At 39.0% G+C, this 19,122-nt stretch carries 17 protein-coding genes and 1 pseudogene; 3 read left to right on the top strand and 15 right to left on the bottom strand.

Features of this window, described 5'->3' with window-relative positions:
• Positions 1 to 543: 543 nt before the first annotated feature.
• On the bottom strand, positions 544 to 1,011 hold the full coding sequence (locus Q7P97_RS03405; protein WP_303966590.1) for a hypothetical protein: 468 nt from the start codon (positions 1,009 to 1,011) through the stop codon (positions 544 to 546).
• Between the two features lie 394 nt (positions 1,012 to 1,405).
• Between Q7P97_RS03405 and Q7P97_RS03400 the strand changes: the two genes are divergently transcribed.
• Positions 1,406 to 1,801, top strand: coding sequence for a hypothetical protein (locus tag Q7P97_RS03400; RefSeq protein WP_303966587.1), 396 nt, complete (start codon positions 1,406 to 1,408; stop codon positions 1,799 to 1,801).
• A 229-nt stretch (positions 1,802 to 2,030) separates the two neighbouring features.
• Here Q7P97_RS03400 and speB read toward each other — a convergent pair whose 3' ends face one another.
• Positions 2,031 to 2,975 (bottom strand): agmatinase, encoded by a 945-nt coding sequence (speB, locus tag Q7P97_RS03395; RefSeq protein ID WP_303966585.1) that lies wholly within the window; start codon positions 2,973 to 2,975, stop codon positions 2,031 to 2,033.
• A gap of 21 nt (positions 2,976 to 2,996) precedes the next feature.
• Positions 2,997 to 4,232: a sodium/glutamate symporter gene (locus Q7P97_RS03390; protein ID WP_303966582.1), complete on the bottom strand. Its 1,236-nt coding sequence runs from the start codon at positions 4,230 to 4,232 to the stop codon at positions 2,997 to 2,999.
• Between the two features lie 200 nt (positions 4,233 to 4,432).
• Between Q7P97_RS03390 and Q7P97_RS03385 the strand changes: the two genes are divergently transcribed.
• Positions 4,433 to 5,329 carry a LysR family transcriptional regulator gene (locus Q7P97_RS03385; protein ID WP_303966579.1) on the top strand — a complete coding sequence of 299 codons (897 nt, stop codon included), beginning with the start codon at positions 4,433 to 4,435 and terminating at the stop codon, positions 5,327 to 5,329.
• A gap of 411 nt (positions 5,330 to 5,740) precedes the next feature.
• Here Q7P97_RS03385 and Q7P97_RS03380 read toward each other — a convergent pair whose 3' ends face one another.
• The 10 genes and pseudogenes from Q7P97_RS03380 to Q7P97_RS03335 form a co-directional block, all read right to left on the bottom strand.
• Positions 5,741 to 6,142, bottom strand: a complete 402-nt coding sequence (locus Q7P97_RS03380; RefSeq protein WP_303966577.1) for a DUF3139 domain-containing protein — start codon at positions 6,140 to 6,142, stop codon at positions 5,741 to 5,743.
• A gap of 63 nt (positions 6,143 to 6,205) precedes the next feature.
• Positions 6,206 to 6,418 (bottom strand): annotated as a pseudogene (locus Q7P97_RS03375) (tRNA-binding protein); the annotation flags it as partial.
• 23 nt (positions 6,419 to 6,441) lie between these two features.
• Positions 6,442 to 6,801, bottom strand: a complete 360-nt coding sequence (locus tag Q7P97_RS03370; protein ID WP_303966574.1) for a hypothetical protein — start codon at positions 6,799 to 6,801, stop codon at positions 6,442 to 6,444.
• Between the two features lie 434 nt (positions 6,802 to 7,235).
• Positions 7,236 to 7,427, bottom strand: a complete 192-nt coding sequence (locus Q7P97_RS03365; protein WP_303966571.1) for a hypothetical protein — start codon at positions 7,425 to 7,427, stop codon at positions 7,236 to 7,238.
• Between the two features lie 205 nt (positions 7,428 to 7,632).
• Positions 7,633 to 8,223, bottom strand: a complete 591-nt coding sequence (locus tag Q7P97_RS03360; protein ID WP_303966569.1) for a hypothetical protein — start codon at positions 8,221 to 8,223, stop codon at positions 7,633 to 7,635.
• Between the two features lie 393 nt (positions 8,224 to 8,616).
• The gene (locus Q7P97_RS03355; protein WP_303966566.1) at positions 8,617 to 11,781 is read right to left on the bottom strand and encodes a type I restriction endonuclease subunit R; all 3,165 of its coding nucleotides are present in this window, start codon (positions 11,779 to 11,781) and stop codon (positions 8,617 to 8,619) included.
• 23 nt (positions 11,782 to 11,804) lie between these two features.
• A complete protein-coding gene (locus Q7P97_RS03350) occupies positions 11,805 to 12,392 on the bottom strand; it encodes a restriction endonuclease subunit S (RefSeq protein WP_303966563.1) in 588 nt (195 codons plus the stop codon).
• Positions 12,393 to 12,497: 105 nt separating this feature from the next.
• Positions 12,498 to 12,983, bottom strand: coding sequence for a hypothetical protein (locus Q7P97_RS03345; RefSeq protein WP_303966560.1), 486 nt, complete (start codon positions 12,981 to 12,983; stop codon positions 12,498 to 12,500).
• Positions 12,973 to 14,565 carry a type I restriction-modification system subunit M gene (locus Q7P97_RS03340; RefSeq protein WP_303966557.1) on the bottom strand — a complete coding sequence of 531 codons (1,593 nt, stop codon included), beginning with the start codon at positions 14,563 to 14,565 and terminating at the stop codon, positions 12,973 to 12,975. The genes Q7P97_RS03345 and Q7P97_RS03340 overlap by 11 nt, the downstream gene beginning before the upstream one ends.
• A gap of 178 nt (positions 14,566 to 14,743) precedes the next feature.
• Positions 14,744 to 16,264: an S-layer homology domain-containing protein gene (locus tag Q7P97_RS03335; RefSeq protein ID WP_303966554.1), complete on the bottom strand. Its 1,521-nt coding sequence runs from the start codon at positions 16,262 to 16,264 to the stop codon at positions 14,744 to 14,746.
• A gap of 276 nt (positions 16,265 to 16,540) precedes the next feature.
• Here Q7P97_RS03335 and Q7P97_RS03330 point away from each other — a divergent pair, with 276 nt between their 5' ends.
• Positions 16,541 to 17,392: a DegV family protein gene (locus Q7P97_RS03330; RefSeq protein WP_303966551.1), complete on the top strand. Its 852-nt coding sequence runs from the start codon at positions 16,541 to 16,543 to the stop codon at positions 17,390 to 17,392.
• A gap of 119 nt (positions 17,393 to 17,511) precedes the next feature.
• On the opposite strand, the gene Q7P97_RS03325 is transcribed toward Q7P97_RS03330, so the two are convergent.
• Together Q7P97_RS03325 and Q7P97_RS03320 are read right to left on the bottom strand one after the other, a co-directional pair.
• Entirely contained in the window at positions 17,512 to 17,916 is a 405-nt protein-coding gene (locus tag Q7P97_RS03325) for a universal stress protein (protein WP_303966549.1), read from the bottom strand.
• Between the two features lie 124 nt (positions 17,917 to 18,040).
• Positions 18,041 to 18,961, bottom strand: coding sequence for a hypothetical protein (locus Q7P97_RS03320; protein ID WP_303966546.1), 921 nt, complete (start codon positions 18,959 to 18,961; stop codon positions 18,041 to 18,043).
• Between the last annotated feature and the right edge of the window lie 161 nt (positions 18,962 to 19,122).

The following is a 19,122-nucleotide window of genomic DNA, read 5'->3' as shown; positions in this document are numbered from 1 at the left end:
CTTTTACGATCATTATTTCAATTGCTTGATCTTCACTCTCATTTCGTAAAGGTACCAGGTCCTCACACAACTCTAATTTAATTCAGAATTGTTTCTTATTTGAGTGAGGACCTGGTACCTTCTTTTGACTTTTACATTCTCATTGTCTTCAAAGTTTTTAATCGTAAACAGAATAATCGCCCGCTTTCTGATTTTTTAATTTGTTTGCAAGGTTATGGTAATTATAGCATGATTAAGAATAGTAGAATTCACATTTCTTATGCATTGATGAAAGGTACGTGTGCATGAAAATTTTATGATCGTTTAACCATTCATGTTTGTTTCTCATACAAGTACCTTATTTCTTGTTGGAACTCAAAAATTAATTCATAAGAGAAACATCTTTAACTATTTGCGGCAGACAAAAGCCCCCCTGAATTTGACACACAGTTCGTGTCGAGGAAGTGCTGCGTTTTATTAGTTTTAGGAAGCATAGTTGTAAAGGAACCTGATATCTTCTTTTTAAATATATTTGCTTTGAGTTTATGTATTTATCTATCGCTGTTATTTTTCTGTATTGATTGCACCACAGCTGCGACAATTATAAAAATTCGTTTGGTTTACGGTATCGCAGTGACTGCAAATCCATTCATTCTTCACTTCTTTTTTAAGAGTAAAGCCGTCTAATAGATAGTCAACCGCCTTATTCAAAACATTTCCGCGCGCTCTAGGATTTAAGATAACTTCATTCTTTCTGTAATCTATATAAGCATTTTTTAACAACTTATAACTGCTTTTATTCCTTTTAGTTTCTTTTATTATTTCTTCGATAAGTTCCCTTGTTTCACTAACACTTAATCCTACAGTTTGCGCTATTTCATTTACAGAAGAAAGATTCGAAATGGAAATAGCAGAATATATATTCTCCATTTTTTTATCTTTCCTCTCTTTATTTACGACAAGAATTATTAAAACAGTAAATATACCTGCCAACATAACTATAGAAAATAACGCGTTGAAAAACTCTGCCATCTCTAATCCTCTCCTTTTTCCTATGATCTACATCATCAGACAACTTATCTGCTGAATACTGCTTCATTGTCATTAGAGCATTCTACAGACGCGAAAATTCTAGAAAGGTTTCAAATTTTTTATAAGAAAAACCTTAGCACATACCCACTCTTAGTTTATATAAATCAACAGGGGTGTTGTTAAGGTATCAGGTTCTGACACAATTTAACATCCTTCGATTGTTACCTGTGCATGGAACTTTAATGATTGTTTACACATCCACTTTTTTTCTCAACCAGGTACCGTTTTTTAGATATACTTACTTGGTCTGAATGCCATGTTTCAGCTAAAAAGAAGAACATGAGATATGCTATACTGAATTATAAAAAAAACTCGCGGATTGGAGGTGTTTGTCATGGATGAAAAAAGCACAAAAGTGAATTTAGATGCCGCAAAAGTACTTGCGGATTTAGCAAAAGAGATGCTGAAGTCCAGAGTCAGCAGCGATCGGATAACTGAGGCAGATCAGAAATCTACTACAGAGTATAACCAAGCACTTTATGATACCTTGCATGCAATTAATGAGGAAATCAAAAAATCTAATGATCCAAATGAGAGAAACATGCTGTATAAACAGAGAGAGAATATCATGACTAGACTGAGGGAAGAAAAAGAAGGACAACGTCAGAATAATAATGAAAGAGAAGAAAAAGACAGGAAGCAGGCAACCAGCTTATTTGCTACAACAACTGCGGTTTTAGTCGGAGCAGGAGCTATCGCAGCCAAATTGTTGCTGGATAATAGAAAGTAAAGTATTTCCGCTTTCATAAAAATTGCTAGCAAGTAATATCTTTGTTTACCTGTGCATCACACAACTCGGGCATTATTCTAAATTTTTTTTGAGTTGTGTGATGCACAGGTAGGCTAAATAACTTTAGTTCAATTCAGAGTGGTTTCTCATTTCCCTAAGAACCTGAAACCCACTCAAAAAGCCATGCAGTGAATAAAATATATTCGCTGCATGGCTATAGTTGTTTCTATCAATTAGTATGTTTTTCTTTGTTTTTAAGTATATGACCCATGAAATTCAGCATCGTCATAGCTGCTACCCGAGTCGTGGCACCAGTAGGATCATATTGAGGAGCAACTTCAACTAGGTCGAAACAAACCACGTTTCCTTTTTCAGCGATTCCAATTAAAATGTCATTTAGGAAATCGAATGTGAATCCTCCAGGTGAAGGAGATCCTGTACCCGTAGCCAATGAAATATCAAAGCAATCAATATCTATCGTCACATAGTATTTATCGGCTTTTGGAATTTTATTAAGTATACCTTCTACACCCAACTTAGCGGAATCGCGTGCTGAGATTAGCTCGCTACCGTAAGCTTTTGCTGCGTCAAAATCTTCTTTTCGACTACTCCCTAATCCACGTAAACCGATTTGTACCATATCTTTAATATGATCCATTTCAGACATTCTACGCATAGGGCTGCCGTTTCCTAAAGTTTGTCCACCTGGTGCATCTGACCAGTCTAAATGGGCATCTAATTGAATGACTGTGATATCACCTTCATCTTTTAATGCGCGTGCAACAGGAATGGAAATCGAATGGTCTCCTCCCATAATTGCGGGAATAGCACCTTTTTCTCGAATTTTTGCTACAGCATATTCAATTGCAGTAAATGCTTGCTCTATATCTCCATGGATAACATCCGCATCTCCTGCATCCACGATTTTTACATCTCCGCCTAAAAATACTTCATCACGTTCCGGATCGTAAAATCCTGCACTACCACGTGCGTAATGCGTGGACACTTCCCGAATTCTTCTAGGCCCAAATCGACAGCCGCTTAAAAAGCCAACGCCCGTATCATACGGAACCCCTAGTACTGCGATGTCTGCATCAATTTCTTCCCAGTCCGTGCAAATTGGATACTTAGCAAAAGAACAAATTCCTGTGATTGGCATATTAATTTTTTCCATTGTTATTCCTCCATTACTAGTTTAATTTCCTAAAAGGTTTGCTAGAAATACAAACATAGGTACTCCGACAATATCTGTTAAAACTGTTCCCGCAATCGGGATAATGATAAACGCTTTCCTGGAAAAGACGCCATATTTCGTACATATCGCATTCATTACAACCAAACCATTTGGCGTGGCTCCTAATCCATGTCCAATAAATCCTGCTGACATAACAGCTGCGTCATAGTTCTTCCCAAGTAATCTATATAGGATGAATACTGCAACTGCAATTGTGACTAGTGTTTGCAAAACAAGTATTACCGCCAAAGGAAGAGCCAGATCGTACAGTTCCCATAATTTCAGTTTCATCATGGCCATTACTAAAAACATATTCAATGAAACATTTGAAATCATATCCATTGTTGTGTCTGTCATAGGAACCCATGACGTTCGCTCATTAATTGAGCGGAAAATAATTCCTAGGAATAGACTAAATATATGGCCGGGGATAGAGAAGCCAGTCACATTGGTAATCCACTGTGCTGTCGGCAAACCAATGGCCAATATGACAAAGATTAAAGAGCCTTCTATAAGTGTATTTTGCCAAGTAATCGCTGTCTTCTTCTCTTCAATTTCAGTTGTAAGCGCATTCAAATCAGTTGAATCAGTTTGGATTTTAAAATTCTTTCTAGAGATCAACCAATTGCCAACAGGTCCTCCAATTAACGATCCTGCTATTAGTCCATATGTTGAAGCAGCCATTCCAATTGTAAGTGCATTTGATTCACCAAATGACTCTATTAATGGAGCAAGTGAGCCAGCCATGCCATGACCGCCCTGCATAGATGCCTGTCCTGCCATTAATGCAGAGAGTGGATTAATGCCTGTCAGCCATGCTGCACCGATACTAATACCATTTTGCAAAATCGCCAGGAACCAACACACCAACATGTAAATCAAAAGCAATTTGCCGCCTTTTTTCAAAATCGACACGCCGGTAGACAAGCCAATTGTTACAAAGAAAACATACATGAATAAATCATAGAGTGTATTGTCGTATTGAAACTCAAAAAGCCCTAATTCATAAGCTCCCCACATTAATAGTGAAAATCCAAAACCTCCAATTACAGGTCCTGGAATGGAATACTTCCAAAGAAATTCATATCTTTTTACAATCCATGTCCCCAAGATTAATAACACTGCACCGATAGCAGTAAAAGTAATCATATCGACATCCAGGATTAGCATTCCATTCTCACTTCTACTCGATGACATAGCAGTTCCTCCTCTCTATTTGTCGCTAAACATCGCTTTTTGCTCAGGAGCTAAAGATAATTCCATAAAAAATGAAATTAAATGAATTAGAACTTTCTAAACACTCCATCTAGTTGAAATTGTATAATAGTAATTATATAATGTCTAATATCGAAATATTATAAATTGATAACTTATAGTTATAAAGAGGAGGTTTTAAAATGGACGTTCGTTCTTTAAAGCATTTTCATACTATTACAGAATGCGGACAATTTACAAAAGCTGCAACACAATTACATATTTCACAGCCAGCGTTGAGCAATACCATCAAATCTTTGGAAAACGAACTGGGATGTACATTGTTTGAAAGAAGTACAAAAAATTTGAAGTTGACGGAACCAGGGGAAATTTTGTATAAACATGCGGAGAATGTATTGGGGTTATTTGATAAGATCTACAAAGAGATGGAGGATGCAAGAAATGTAGGTAAAGGCAAAATTAATCTAGGAATGATTGAATCATACCGGTATTTCATATCTCATATGATTGGAATTTTCAAAAGCAAATATCCTGCTGTATCGATGAAAGTGCGAGAATTAGGACCGAGTGATATTGTAAAAAGTTTAGAGAGCTATGATATTCATCTAGGAATCACTTCTATAGCTAATGATCACAACGACTTCAAATATATACCTATCTTCCAGGAAAATTACGTATTACTAACACCTCCGGATCATCGATTTAAAAATTTGAACAGTATTGAAATTATCGATTTGAAAGACGAAACATTTATTCACAGTCTGGAAGGTTTTAAAATTAGAGAAACTTTTATTAAAGCATGCGAGCATGTAGGCTTTTCACCATCAGTAGAATTCGAAACAGAAAGTTTAGAAACTGCATGTAGCCTTGTGGAGAATGGACTAGGAATATCAGTTGTTCCAGAAAGTTTTCTCGCCCTAAATCCATCGAAAAGAAGAAACGTAGTCTTCATAAAAGATTTTCCTTCCAAAAGAACGGTTTATTTAGTCTATCAGCCTGAACGGTATCTCCCCCCTCCTATTCAAGACTTTATTGATATTACTCTTCAATTTTCTAATGAGATTATTGTTCGTAAATGATGGATTATGGTACCAGGGTTGTACATAGCTTTAGTTCAATTCAGAATTATTTCCGATCTGTATTGGAACCTTGCACCTATACTAATTCGCATGCGGACCTCACACTTTATTCAAAGTCTTAGGAGAATGATCTTTGACTTATTGAAATATGAAAATGCACCTCTTCGATACACTGATTGTATCTAAGAGGTGCTGCGTTTTATAATGGACATTTACGGTACTAATTTGGAAATATTACGTGAGTTCTAACACCAGATGTTGTTGGCCGCAAGTAGCTGTATTTTTCTCTTCGCTTTCCGTTTTCAGCCACCAGAATTGTGTGGGAGTTGTGTGGGGACCTGGTACCTTCCTTTAAAATTCCTATTAGTCAGACCGGCAAACCATCGAAAGGTACAGCTTCACTGCATCCAATTACCGATCCCTCTTCGGTTCCCCAGCGTTTTCCCTCTCAGAATAGCCTGCAAGCTGCACGTTTCCATCCTCGATGATATACAGATAGGCGACTTCGGGCTCATCTATGAACACGACTTCTACGCCGTCGGACAGGATCGTATTCCTGACTGCCTGCCGGCTGACCCACTCGTCTTCAGGATATGTTTCTTTCAAATAGGCATTCACCGTATCCTCCCGTTCGTACCATTTCTGCAAGGATGCGTCCTGGCTGTACAGCACATAATATGTTTCGGCCGATGCAACAATCACCGCTGCGATCAGTAGGATGATGCGGGCTTTTTTCCAAAAGACCGCCGCAATCAGCAGCAGCAGAATCGGCGCCATCAGTATCGTGAAATAAATCAAACTGGCTGGACTCAAGCTAGTTTCCTCCTGTCCGGTTGATAGTTTTGCTTAATGAGCAACAGCCATTTACAGAAAACTTCAGGCAACAGAGGTGCCGTTCTTAGCGGGTTGGCCCCGCTGTAAAAGCACGACGTTATCTTCGCTTGGAACTCTACCGATTACCAACACTTCGGACGTAAAACTCGCGATACGTCTCGGCGGGAAGTTGACTATGGCTACTACTTGAATTCTTGCGAGCTTTTCAGGTTCATATCTTTGTATAATTTGGGCTGAAGATTGTTTAATGCTGATTAGTAAGTCATTTTCATAAGGAATTAATTAGAATGTGGCACTTTACTAATAGTTAACAGCTGTCCTTCTTGTAACATAAGTTGCTTTGGATCAACAATCTCATGTAATAATAAGTTAGACTTTCTCTGCACTTTTAGTTCAACGTGATTTGAATTTAACAAATGAGCCACTTGCACAGTACAAACTTCATAAGGTGCGGTATAATTACGGATATATTGTAGTAATTCTCGCAGCTGCCACTCTTTCTCTATACCATTCACAATTTCTCGCTGAACTGGATAATCAAACCCCGGAATCATCCACGGTTCAGTCTCTACAAATTCAAGCGAAGCATTGCCACATCCTAATTTCTCGTCTGATGCTAAGTAATAATAAGATGTCACTTTCATACCTCCTACGATATTCCATCACTGCTCCGCTGCTTTCTCCATTTGCGGACATTCTGCAGCTCCCCTGCGCAAAATCTGATAGCCACTGCAAGCAGCACGGCTTTATAATTTTAAAGATACCAGGTCCTCACACAACTCTAGTTCAATTCGGAATTGTTTTCAAATTGTGTGTGTACCTGGTACCTACTTTTAGCATGTGGTCTAAGTACCTAATTTTAATTTAAGGTATGCATGAAATTTTCATGAACGTTTAAACATTCACGTTTGTTTCTCACACTACACAACAACTTCTTTAAGTGATCAATCGCAACTAAAACATCTTCTTTTGTTAACTGCTTTAGAATCGAATTCATTTTCAGATTTGCCACCTTTTACATTTGGTATCTACTGCGTGAATGCAAAATGTATATGTACTACCTACTTGAAGCTCACTTATTATGATTTCTTCCTCCAGGAACGAAATCTCCCTTGCACCATTTTGTAAAGTTATTGGCATGCAGTAAGTAGGTCTTGGAAGTGTTTTCTTTTAAGTAGCCATTTTCCTGTGCTTCGAACACGTCACGTTCGTATTGTTTCAATAAATTTTCTAGTTGGTCTTGAAATTCTTTGTTTGCTTTCATTTTTTCAGTCCATTCCATTAACACTTATTTTTATTAAAAGTACCTGCGCATGAAACTTTCATGATTGTTTAAATATCCACGTTTGTTTCACACACAGATACCTTAAAACTAAGGTACCTGTGCGTCAAACTTTCATGATTATTTAAACATTCGCGTTTGTTTCTCGCACAGGTATCATATTTTAAATTATGTCCTATTTCATGCTTTAATACTTTTTCTTTTCCGTGGATTGTCCATTTCCAACAAGGCCTTCGATTAAGTTATTATCCAACTTATCGACTTTGTACTTAATTCCGGTTGATTCAAACCAACTATCCAAAAATAAGATTAAACTTTCTTTATCCTTTACCGCTTCTTCAGGTAAACCATTATAACCTTGAATTTCTTCGGTCAGCACACCCGTTTTGAAAACAAATATCGTCTTTTCCCACTCTTCTTTAAATACAAACAGAACAAACTTTGCTTTTTCAGGTACAATCTTTCCATTGTAAGTATTTGTGATCTTACTAACATTACATGAATTATTCCGCATCTCTTTTGAAGCTTTCGGAGTCCTTTTATAAGTACGTATGTATAGTTTCTTCTTAGATGTCTTTACTTCTAGGACTACGTTCTTACCTATAAGTGGTGATATATCAGGTCTAGTAAATGAATATCTGTCAGCTGTTATTTTCTTCGCCTTAAATGCATCTAGTATTAACGGGCTCCCGTACTTTGCCAACTGAACTTTATGTTCATTTTCAATTATTAAGCAAATTTCTTCAATGACTAAAGGAGACAATGATTTATTTTCCAAGACAACTGAAAAGTTGTTGCCATCGCGAATAGAAAAAGATTCAGATACAGAGAGAAACTTAATTCTGTTTGAAATAAATGTGAGATAAAAAGTATAGATTGTGATGAATAGAATACAGATATTGGCGGCGAATGTTACCCATTCACGAATAATTGTAAATGAAACCCCAGTGATGTTTTCACCCCCATTTCGTCTTCCATTATAATTATACCAACGTTTACAATTTCAACTTAGACAAACATTATAAAAAGCTCACGGTTGTGCTTATTCTCACTATCTTTGTCCGCTTTATAAAGAACAATGAAACAAATTGCTAAGTAATATCCGCATTATTTTCATCCTTATAGCAATAATAAAGGAGAATCACCACATTAATATATTCACCACTTCACTTCACCTCAACTCATCCCCCAAAGGAACAATCACCTCATTCAACACATGAATCCAATCGCGCTTCATTTCCGGTCCATACTTCAACGGCTTCGCACCAGGATTTTCAGCTTTATACTTATCGAATTCCTTACTATCCAAAATCCCCCGGATGTTCGGTATAGTATCTGATCCAACAGTGTACTGAATAGCCGATAAATGCAGTTGATCTTCTTTCACAAACCACGTATTTGACTGTGTTTCTATCGCTTCATCGTATGCCGATGTGAAATAACGTCGCTTGACTGCGAAAATATCTTCATCTTCGTCCACTTCCTTGGCGTCAATCGCATTTAAAATATCCGTGTAGACATTTTTCACGACATCCGACTTATTCAGTTTCTGAAGTGCTTTTTCGATTTCTTCTCGGATGTCTGGGCTGTTCGCTGCGTAGGTTTCCAGTAAACGGTCAATATAGGTCGAGTCGATGTCATACAACTTAATGGCGTTATCTCCATAGAACTCGATGCCTGAGAAGTCGGGATCATCATCGGGATTTCCCGGTTCCCTTTCATCTGCCAGTGAACCCTTTACGGTATTGTAGATCCCGACATAATCCTCCAGCACTTTCACTTGATCTTGAAGTGCTTGTGATTTCTCCATGTCATCATTGTAGTCATCGTACGTAACGAGCGCTTCATAGGCATTATTCAGCTCTTGGAAGGCTTTGACGAACTCGATGCGTTCTGCAATCGGTGAATGTTCGTCGATACTTTCAGGATTCGGTACTGACTCAGTAAAGGACGAATGGGCTTTCTTGAAGCGTTTCTTCGAGTCTTTGTACGACGGATACACCAAGTTGGTTTCTTCTTGTGCTCGCGAGTACAGTTTAGTTGCTTCGTTCACATTGTATTCCATCGTTGCTGGCTTCCTGAATGTGACAATCAAGCCTTTCTTTTTCCCAGGATATGTACGATTCGTTCGGGAAAATGCTTGAATCAAATTCGCATAACTGAGGTTACGATCGACAAATAGCGTTTGGACCGTAGGCGCATCGAATCCTGTTAACAGTCGATCGACGACAATGACTAAATCGACTTGCTTCCCCAACTGTTTAAATTCGGCTCTCTTGCGCGCCAGTCGATTGTTGATATCGCCATTGTACCGATTAATATCTTCTATCGACCAAGATGTTCCGTAATACGCGTTGTAATCCTTGATGATTTCTTTCATCTCGTCTTGATTCTCTTTGGAGTCCTCTTCATTTTCCTGCAATGAATACGTGATGGCCACTCGCGGAAAATCCGGATCGTCAATGGTACGACCTGTTCGGATCGGATGTCCGGCGAATTCCTTCATCAGCCAATCCGGATCACGCGTCATGTCCTTGATCGCATGATAGTACCGCTTTGCCATCGCTATCGAGCTAGTTGTTAGAATGGCAGACTTCTGGGGTCTCCCGTTTTCAAAATCAAATTTCGTGTAGGCGTTATCGGGACGGAATATCTTATGCAGGACCTTTTGAATATGCTCGTCTTGTTCATAAGATGAAGGTTCAATATACGTTTCCCTTTCGATTCCGGTCATTTTATCGATTTCATCATTCACTTCATTGTCGCTTAGCGCTGCGTATTTATCTTTCGCACGCAATTGGGCAAAGATATAGTTGGTCAACGAGACAGGCTCAATCGTGTCTTCATGTTCGACTTGGAAGCCCAACACTGCTCCATCATCGAGGGCATTTTTAATCGTGTACGTATGCAGCACTTCACCGTACTGGTCACGTGTTGTACGTGCCAACCGACCTTTTGCTTGTTTCTTATTCTCTTCAAAGATCGGGGTACCTGTAAAGCCGAACCATGTAGAGTTAGGGAAGAATTCCTTGATCGCTTCCATTCCCTCAGCGCTTAATGCACGGTGACATTCATCGACAATGAATACGATATGTTGGCCCATCAGTTTCTTGAAACGTTGCGACCCTTTCTGTTCTTCTTGTCTTTCCGCATAGCGCAAAGCCGCTTCCAACTTTTGACGCGTCGTGATAATGACCGTATTGGAATTGGCACTCGACAGCAACGTGTCACTCAATTCTTTGGAGCTGCCTGTCCCGACAATTAAACTATTCGACTTCGCTGTGCCGGATGAAATCCCCGTATTATATTCGGACGCAAACTTCGTAAATTCACTCGTCGTTTGATTATCCAAGTCTTTCCGATCAATCAACATGACGGTACGATCCACACCGGCTTTTCTCGCGAGCAACTTGGTCGACACAAAGCTCGTCAACGTCTTCCCGGAGCCTGTCGCGTGCCAGACATAACCTGATTGGTGCTTCATCGCCGACGTGAACAACGCCTCAATCGCATGAATTTGATACGAATGTAGCACCATCAATGCTTTATTATCCTGATCTTCACTGACAATCGTATAGTTTGCGATCAACCGATGGGCGTCCGGTATATTGAGAACTTGCTTGACGAACTCATAGAGGTTGTCCACTTTCCGATTGTCTGTCGTACGCCAACTGAAGACGAATTTCTTGTGCATATCTTTCGGCATGGCATTCGCAAAGTATCGCGTCGTTTGTTCATTCGATATGACAAACAACTGCAACGTAGAAAAGATGTTATTTCGGAACAGTCCTTCTTCTGCATACTTCTTGATTTGATTATAGGCTTGATAGACGCCATCTTTCGCCGTCGCTTGTTTCAATTCGATTTGCACGATCGGCAATCCATTAATCAACAACGTGACATCAAATCGACGGTCCCGGTCCTCTACACTGTTTTTCCCCTTCGCAATCTGATGAACGACCTCGTATGTAGAGATTCCGCCTCCTATATCTTGATTGGAGTACAGAACCAACGACATCGCCCCGATCGAAACATCTTCACGTTCGATTGTAATACGGGCAATACCATTCTCCCCTTTCAGCCACTTCGCCGCTTCAAAGGGCGTTTTCGTTTTCAGCAGTAGTTCTGTCTTGATCGTATCGAACTCCGCATCGGTCAACGGGGTGCCACCGATTTCCGCTAAGTTATTCTGGATAATCTTCTGTCGCAAGTTCTTCCATAGATCGTCTTCCGACTTGAGATCCGGTCGATAATTCCATTGGTTATGTCCTTCTCCCAACACTTCAATCAAGCGACGTTCCACTTCTTCTTCATCGTTATGAGGAATCTTCGTCATACATAATCCTCCTTTTTGGCAGCTTAGACAAACATCTTTTGCAGGAATGCGTTTTTAGTTTGTTGTAGGGCTTCTAGTTCTTGTTCGTGCAGTGCGATTACTTGGTCTAGTTGTTTAAAGAAATTTCCGATTTTTATTTGTTCCGCCTGTGCAGGAATTTTAATAGCTGCTTCTCTTAAATCTGTTGAATTAATAGATTCAAATGTAGAGCCTGTACTAAATTTAATCCAAAATCCATCATTTTTCATTTTACTTAATAACTGAAATATAAAATCATTTCCTTGAATAGCTGCTACTCCACGACCAATAACTACATCATAATCCGTTTTTCCAACATCTCCAACAGGAGCCCTAACACTAAGGATAATATCTCCTTTTTGGGCAGTCTTAGTGACTTGAGTTGTCCAAACCCTTGGTAAAACCCAACCATTTTTTATATCTGCATTCCCTTGTACTAGAATATAATCTTCGGAGTTGTCAGTGTAATTTTCCCCATTAGGTGACTGTCCCATGATAATATTCACAACTTCTCCTAGCTTATGGTTTTCCCACTCCTCAACAAATTCCGGAAACCGAACTTCCGGCACTGCTTCCCCTTCTTTTGGAAACATTTTTTGCAAGAATCCTTGTTTTGTTTGTTTGAGGATGGTTAGTTCTTGCTCTTGAAGATTTATAGTTTCATCTAGTTGCTTGAAGAACTCTCCTATTTTAGTTTGTTATTCAACTGACGGTAAAAACAACTCATAAGATTGCAGAACCTTATAATACAATCGAACCCTCGTCCCTCCCTTTTTTTGCATATGGGAGAAGTTAGAGAATTTGTTTGAATAATTTAAGTGCTTTAATATAAACTCATCATTTGCTTCTTCATTAGTTGTAAATACAGGATATTCCTTGCTTACAAGAATAGGTGTCCCCATAATATTTTTATTGAAGCGAAAGCTAGAATCATCGGACATATGGCGATAAGTAATATAGTTTAATGGCACTAGGCTAAATATTAGTGTCTCATCTATACCACTGCGCCCTCCATCAAAATAGTCCGATTGTAAAAACAATCCCTTTCTAGATGAAGTAGCTATTGGATATTTATCACCTTTTGTTAATTCCTTGTGTTCTATTAAAACATCGCTTAACCGCCGTTTTTTCCAATCCCCCGAAAATTCATTAAACCGAATTTCTGGACTATATTTATTTTCCACGGTTGAATACCTCCAAAGCGCCTTTAACCCATTCAGCATTTTCTTCATCAAACTCTAGCGATGAAATCATGTCATATAAGCTAGATTCCAGTTCTGCTTTTTCCTTTCGAACATCTTTGATAGTTGAACCAATTAACGTCATATCAATAGCTACTTCTTCTTTAAAAGTATCTACATATCGGGCTATATTTAAATTAAAATCATTCATTTTGATCTCTTCAAAGTTTGCAACGTAAGCATATTTATCAACATCTTCTCGCTTCTTATACGTTTCGACAACCTTGTCAATATGGTCCTGCGAGAGCTTATTTTGGTTCCTATCCTTTACAAATTCATTACTAGCATCTATGAATAACACATCGCGAGTCGTACGGTTTTTCTTCAAGATGATGATTGTTGTTGGAATGGATGTACCAAAGAATAGATTTGCCGGCATACCAATTACTGCGTCTATATTGCCATCTTCTAATAATTTCTTACGGATAATACCTTCCGCAGCTCCACGGAATAACACGCCATGAGGAAGAACGATCGCCATAGTTCCAGAATCTTTCAAGTGATACAGTCCATGTAATAAAAATGCAAAGTCTGCTTTTGATTTGGGTGCTAGTCTTCCATAACGATTGAAACGAGAATCGTCTAGGAATGTTTCATCAGCAGACCATTTAGCTGAATACGGTGGGTTCATTAAGACTGAATCAAATGTATAGGGTTCTTCTGTTGGCCAGTCTTTGTTCAACGTATCACCATTGCTTAATCGCATATCTTCCTTGTCTACGCCATGCAAGATCAAGTTCATCTTTGCCAGATTGTACGTGGTCGTGTTTAACTCTTGTCCATGATATTTAACACTTTCTGGATGGTTGATATAATTTCGGACATTCAACATCAAGGAACCGGATCCCATCGTCGGGTCGTATACGCTAAATAACTTTTTATCTTCTTGCCCGATTGCCGCAATACGAGCCATCATGACCGATACTTCATGTGGTGTATAGAATTCTCCTGCCTTCTTGCCCGCTTCTGAAGCGAACTGACTGATCAAGAACTCATAAGCATCTCCAATTACATCTCCACCATGCCCCAATAGATTGATCGGATTCAACTTCTTGATCACTTCTGTAATTGTAATATTTCGTTGTTGCGGATCTGATCCGAGCTTTTTTGACGTCAAGTCCACGTCATCAAACAAGCCATTGAATTGTTCATACTTTGTAGACAAGTCGATAAAGGCTTTGTTCAAGTCATTTAATTGAAACGTGTTTTGTTTCGCTTGATTGGTTAGGACATTAAACAGGAAATCCGGTTCGATGTCGTAACCTAGTGTATCTACCAGTGTTTCAATCAAGTCATCTTTTACGTCTGCATCTGCAAGTAGCTCTCTATACAATTGTGTTTGCTTATCTGCTGTATCGTATTCTTCTAGTGATTCATCAGCCAGCTCCACTACCTTTACCAACAAACGATCCGATAAGTATTTATAGAAGATTAAACCTAATAGATAGTTTTTGTATTCTGACGCGTCCATTTTGCTGCGCAAGTTATCGGCAGCACTAAATAATATCGTGTTCAATTCAGCCATGTTGTGTTCCTCGCTTTTCTGTAATTAATTTTCTGTCGGTTGATGAAAGATCCACCTATCCTTATGATACCATATCCAAAATACCCTACTATAACAGTAAAACAAAAATACCCATGCAAGAAACAAACATTCACGTTTGTTTCCCACACAGATACCTCATTTACCTACTCGCATTCATTCACTGATAAGAATAATACACAAATACTTTCTCCGCAGAAACATTCACTATGCCATACATTTCCTGAACATGAATGTACATCCCCTCTGTATAACCAGACATTCCATCACCTAGCTGTTCCAGAATACCCGAAACGATGTTTTCAAACTTAATTTCAACGGTACCTACACTCTTGGCTGTAACATGAAACACATTTGTGCCAGGCGTTCGTGTGACCGTAGCAATACTTTCCGCATTCTTTGTCAAGATCGTATGCTTTCCAATATTTTTTGCGGCTTCGTGATCATAGGAATAGTCGTGCTCAAATATCTTTTCTGCATCAAATGTATAAGACACTCTTTCTCTTAATGTCTTGATATCGTAATGGAAGTAATCATACTTCGGTAGTTTGGCTTCAATAGCATACCGTACTTCATTGCCTCCAGCGAAGCGCACAGTTGCAATATATTCTCCTGGCTGATCGATTTTGATGCACGTATTGTCACCTGAAGAACATTTATTGAAAGTGACATCAGTAGCTATCAATTTTCCTGACACTGTGGAAAGACGGACGCTTTTAACCTTTTCACCTGTATCCACTTCCAGCTCCGCTTCTGTCGGCAAGTAATCCTCCGTCTCTTCCAATGTGAGTTGCAGTTTACCGTTCACTAGTTTATTGTGCACGTAGAATTTTTTATCGACTCTTTTTTCATTGCTTGCGGAAGAGTCATTCTGCAACATGGCGCCCGAAATATTGAGTGTTCCTTTTCCTTCTTTCAATGGAAGGAGTTGAATTTTCGTTTCGGTGTAACCCGGCTTGCCATAGACTTCAATCGACTCATACAAGTCCGTGTCCGTCTTCCATATCACGTTATAGAGTCTATCCACTCCCACATCCGCGGCGGTTATAGTCGTCATCGGGGGTTTTACCTCTTCTGTCGTTTTCATTAATTTCGCGGCCTGTCCTCTGGTCACCGGTTCATTCACGCTGAATTTGTCAGGCGACGTGCCCGTAGTAATTCCCAGTTTGTAAAGAATCAAGATATTTCGATCATGGGATTGCAGGAAACTGACATCCTTGAATGGATGGCGGATTTCATATGGACTATAACGCGGCAAATCAAACGCTTTGACGAGGATCGACGCAAACTGGCCTCGTTTGACAGGATCATTGGGTCCGTAGCGTCCATCTTCGTAACCGCCGATGATCCCGGCTTCCGCAAGCGCGGCAATGGCGTTGTAGTAGCCATTTGCCTTCGTTACATCTTTGAAGCCTGGATTTTTCACATTGTTCATATCTAGTTTAATCATCTTCGCAATAATCGCGGCAGCCTGTCCTCTTGTAATATTATTCCCTGGCTTGAACGTACCGTCGGGATAGCCTCCTATAATATTGCGCTCTGCCAATTCATTGACCGCTTTCGCAAAGTGCTTCGTTGCGGGCACATCAGGAAATGGTTGTTTGCTTGCGGCCATGCTGGATAAAGGCGAGCTGCACGCAATCAACAATGCACCCACTATCGCCAGTAATTTTCTTTTCATTTACTCTCATCCTCTCTAAATTATAGAATCTATCCGTGTATTCAGCTTACAGACGCGGAAATCTAGGAATAGTTTCAAAATAAAAGTACTAATACAAGAAACAAACATGAAAACTTCCTATACAGGGACTTTTTTTATAAAATAATCAGTATATGGAACAAAAATCGTTTTACATATTCCATTAATCTAGACATACATCGCTCATCTATCCTGTATAGTTAAACTAAACTCAATAACCCATACATCTACTAAAATACAAACTGGAGGCGACCAACAATGAAAAAAATCATCCTAACAACCGAAAGCGGTGCCGATCTACCAGAATTTCTAGCAAAGAAACACAACATCCATGTAGTACCCATGCACGTCGTCATGGACGGACAGGACTATTTAGACGGTCATCTACCCGTACAAGACATCTTTGATTTTTACGATCGAACTAAAAAAATCCCGTCCACTGCCGCCACGAATACCCATGAGTACCAAGAGTTCTTCAAAAAGATTCGAACCGAATTCCCTGATCATACAATTGTTCATATAGGATACACATCAAAGGCTTCTGTTTCCTATCAAAATGCGTTAACAGCAGCGGAAGATGTAGAGGATATTTATTTACTGGATGCATTAAACGTTACAGGTGGATTAACTGCGGTGATTATGTATGCGGTGGCTCTGCTGGAGGAAGAACCTGAAATGGATCCTGTCCACTTGCTGGAGAAAATCGAAGCAAAGGTTCCAAAAGCAAGACTCGCCTTCGTTCCAGGTAGCTTAGATTTTTTACGAGCTGGCGGACGAGTTAGCAATATGGCGTATCTAGGCGGGGCTTTGTTAAAAATCAAACCATGTATTGAATTAGTGGAAGGAAAGCTTGTTTCGACTAAAAAGTATCGGGGAAAAATGAGCAAAGTGGCTGAAAGTTTACTGCTTGATTATTTACAGCAATACGACATTGATCGACAACAAATTTATTTCATATACTCAATCGGACTCAGTGAGACTATTAAAGAACGGATCAATGAAATTGCATCGGAAAACGGATTTGAAAATATTCTTTGGATGGAAGCGGGTGGTATGATCTCGACACATTCTGGTCCTGGAGGATTTGGGATTGCGGGGATAGAAGTGTAACGTCAAAAAGTGCCAGGCCCTAACACAACTCCAATTCAAAATTATTTCTGATTTGTTTAGGGGCCTGACATCTTCCTTCTATAACTAAAAAAGCCTCCGCTACAATGCGGAGGGCTTACTTATTTAATAATCGTCACCGGACATTGTGCTTCCTTGATCACTTTATGGCTGACGCTTCCGAGCATCATTTCCTGCACGACGTTCAGTCCGCGGCTCCCAATGACCAAGTGATCAAGCCGGTTTGCATCCGCGTACTGCAAAATTCTCTGTGCTGGATCTCCTTCGAAAACGACAAGTTCTACGTTGATTTCTGCCTGCTGAGCCAGCTCCATCGCTGGTTGTGTCACGCGCTCCCTGATTGTTTTCGTATCTTCCTTGCTCATTCGCTCATCATTCGCCGTGTTAAAATCCACCACATAGATCATTTTCAGTTCCGCCTCAGGAAACATCCCCGCCGTCTTCACTGCATGCTCTACTGCCCGCAACGCATTCTGTGATCCATCAATCGCTACACCAATCTTCATTAGTTTTCCTCCTTACGCTATTCATTCTATTAGTATGAGTTTAAATGAAGAGATTTGCAATGGTGTGGGCTTATAACTAACCAAAACCAGCTAATTTAAGAAATACATATGTTTTGAAATCCCTCTAGTTTATTTTCTCACCATTTTTATCCCTGATAATAATTACATGTGGAATTTCTTCAATTGAAAGCTCTTCCCTTTTCAATTCTATTGTTTTCTCTACATAATTTGTTATTTGCTTACCCTTTTGATTAGAGTTCCAAAACCACTTAGGTTTTTCTAAATTAGTTTTAATAATAATTTGTAAAGGTTCAGGGTGAAACGAATATGCAAATCCAGTATATTCCTTAAATTCTTTTTTAGTTTCCTCTCTTACAGCACTAAAAATAGGTTGCCAATTTTGATCTCTTAATTTACTTTCACTTTTTTTCTGTATTTTAACTGTGAAGTTCATGTTTGTATTTGAGAATATAGCTTTCTCGATAAGTTTTTCAATTTCATTCTTCTTCTCTAAACCCTCATTCATCCCCTCAATAACGATTTCCTGTTGAGGATGAGAAGATAATGAAAAGTTAATATCATGATATCCCATTTCTTTTAATAAATCAGATGTCACTTTTGATATTTTAACAAATGATTCTGTTATATTTTGTTGTTCCTGATCTATTTCACCAAGGCTATTCAAAACCTCGAAATCCACATCAAACTCTTGAAACTCAATATCCTTTGCAATACTCACAATTATATTTTCAATTTCACTCTTATTTTTTGCTAGAAATTCCTTATCCTCAACTTTCACGGTTAATATATGGTCATCAGAGGAAAAACTTAACCCTACCAGACCATATCCCGTATTTTGTAGTTCCTGCGTGACTTTTGTTAATAGCACTTCTATCTTTTTATTTTCCATTTTGTTTTCTTCCATACTTTTAACTAAACTAACTTCTACTTTTCTCTCTGAATGGACAACTTTTGTTTCTGCTATAATAGAAGACACTGTAATAATCAATACTAAAGAAACAATACCTACTCCAATTTTTTTCATAGTAACCACCTTTCCTATAAGATTGTATGCCCATTTTTTTATACTCATTACTACTCCCTATAGTTATCGAAGTAAACTGCCAGTGACTTGAATATGCCCAATGATTGTTGCCGCAGTTCTTGACATTGTACGTCGGTCACTACGATAGAGGGTATGGGATT

Origin of the sequence: Sporosarcina ureae (assembly GCF_029267015.1) — a bacterium.
Lineage (GTDB): Bacteria > Bacillota > Bacilli > Bacillales_A > Planococcaceae > Sporosarcina > Sporosarcina ureae_D.
Note: the sequence above shows the minus strand (reverse complement) of the source record. Positions and strands in the feature narration are given on the sequence as shown.

What these genes read in the sequence shown, in the direction of transcription:
- Q7P97_RS03405 (WP_303966590.1), bottom strand. Translation starts at nt 1,011, where the DNA reads ATGGCAGAGTTTTTCAACGCGTTATTTTCTATAGTTATGTTGGCAGGT.
- Q7P97_RS03400 (WP_303966587.1), top strand. Translation starts at nt 1,406, where the DNA reads ATGGATGAAAAAAGCACAAAAGTGAATTTAGATGCCGCAAAAGTACTT.
- speB (WP_303966585.1), bottom strand. Translation starts at nt 2,975, where the DNA reads ATGGAAAAAATTAATATGCCAATCACAGGAATTTGTTCTTTTGCTAAG.
- Q7P97_RS03390 (WP_303966582.1), bottom strand. Translation starts at nt 4,232, where the DNA reads ATGTCATCGAGTAGAAGTGAGAATGGAATGCTAATCCTGGATGTCGAT.
- Q7P97_RS03385 (WP_303966579.1), top strand. Translation starts at nt 4,433, where the DNA reads ATGGACGTTCGTTCTTTAAAGCATTTTCATACTATTACAGAATGCGGA.
- Q7P97_RS03365 (WP_303966571.1), bottom strand. Translation starts at nt 7,427, where the DNA reads ATGAAAGCAAACAAAGAATTTCAAGACCAACTAGAAAATTTATTGAAA.
- Q7P97_RS03355 (WP_303966566.1), bottom strand. Translation starts at nt 11,781, where the DNA reads ATGACGAAGATTCCTCATAACGATGAAGAAGAAGTGGAACGTCGCTTG.
- Q7P97_RS03350 (WP_303966563.1), bottom strand. Translation starts at nt 12,392, where the DNA reads ATGTTTCCAAAAGAAGGGGAAGCAGTGCCGGAAGTTCGGTTTCCGGAA.
- Q7P97_RS03340 (WP_303966557.1), bottom strand. Translation starts at nt 14,565, where the DNA reads ATGGCTGAATTGAACACGATATTATTTAGTGCTGCCGATAACTTGCGC.
- Q7P97_RS03335 (WP_303966554.1), bottom strand. Translation starts at nt 16,264, where the DNA reads ATGAAAAGAAAATTACTGGCGATAGTGGGTGCATTGTTGATTGCGTGC.
- Q7P97_RS03330 (WP_303966551.1), top strand. Translation starts at nt 16,541, where the DNA reads ATGAAAAAAATCATCCTAACAACCGAAAGCGGTGCCGATCTACCAGAA.
- Q7P97_RS03325 (WP_303966549.1), bottom strand. Translation starts at nt 17,916, where the DNA reads ATGAAGATTGGTGTAGCGATTGATGGATCACAGAATGCGTTGCGGGCA.
- Q7P97_RS03320 (WP_303966546.1), bottom strand. Translation starts at nt 18,961, where the DNA reads ATGAAAAAAATTGGAGTAGGTATTGTTTCTTTAGTATTGATTATTACA.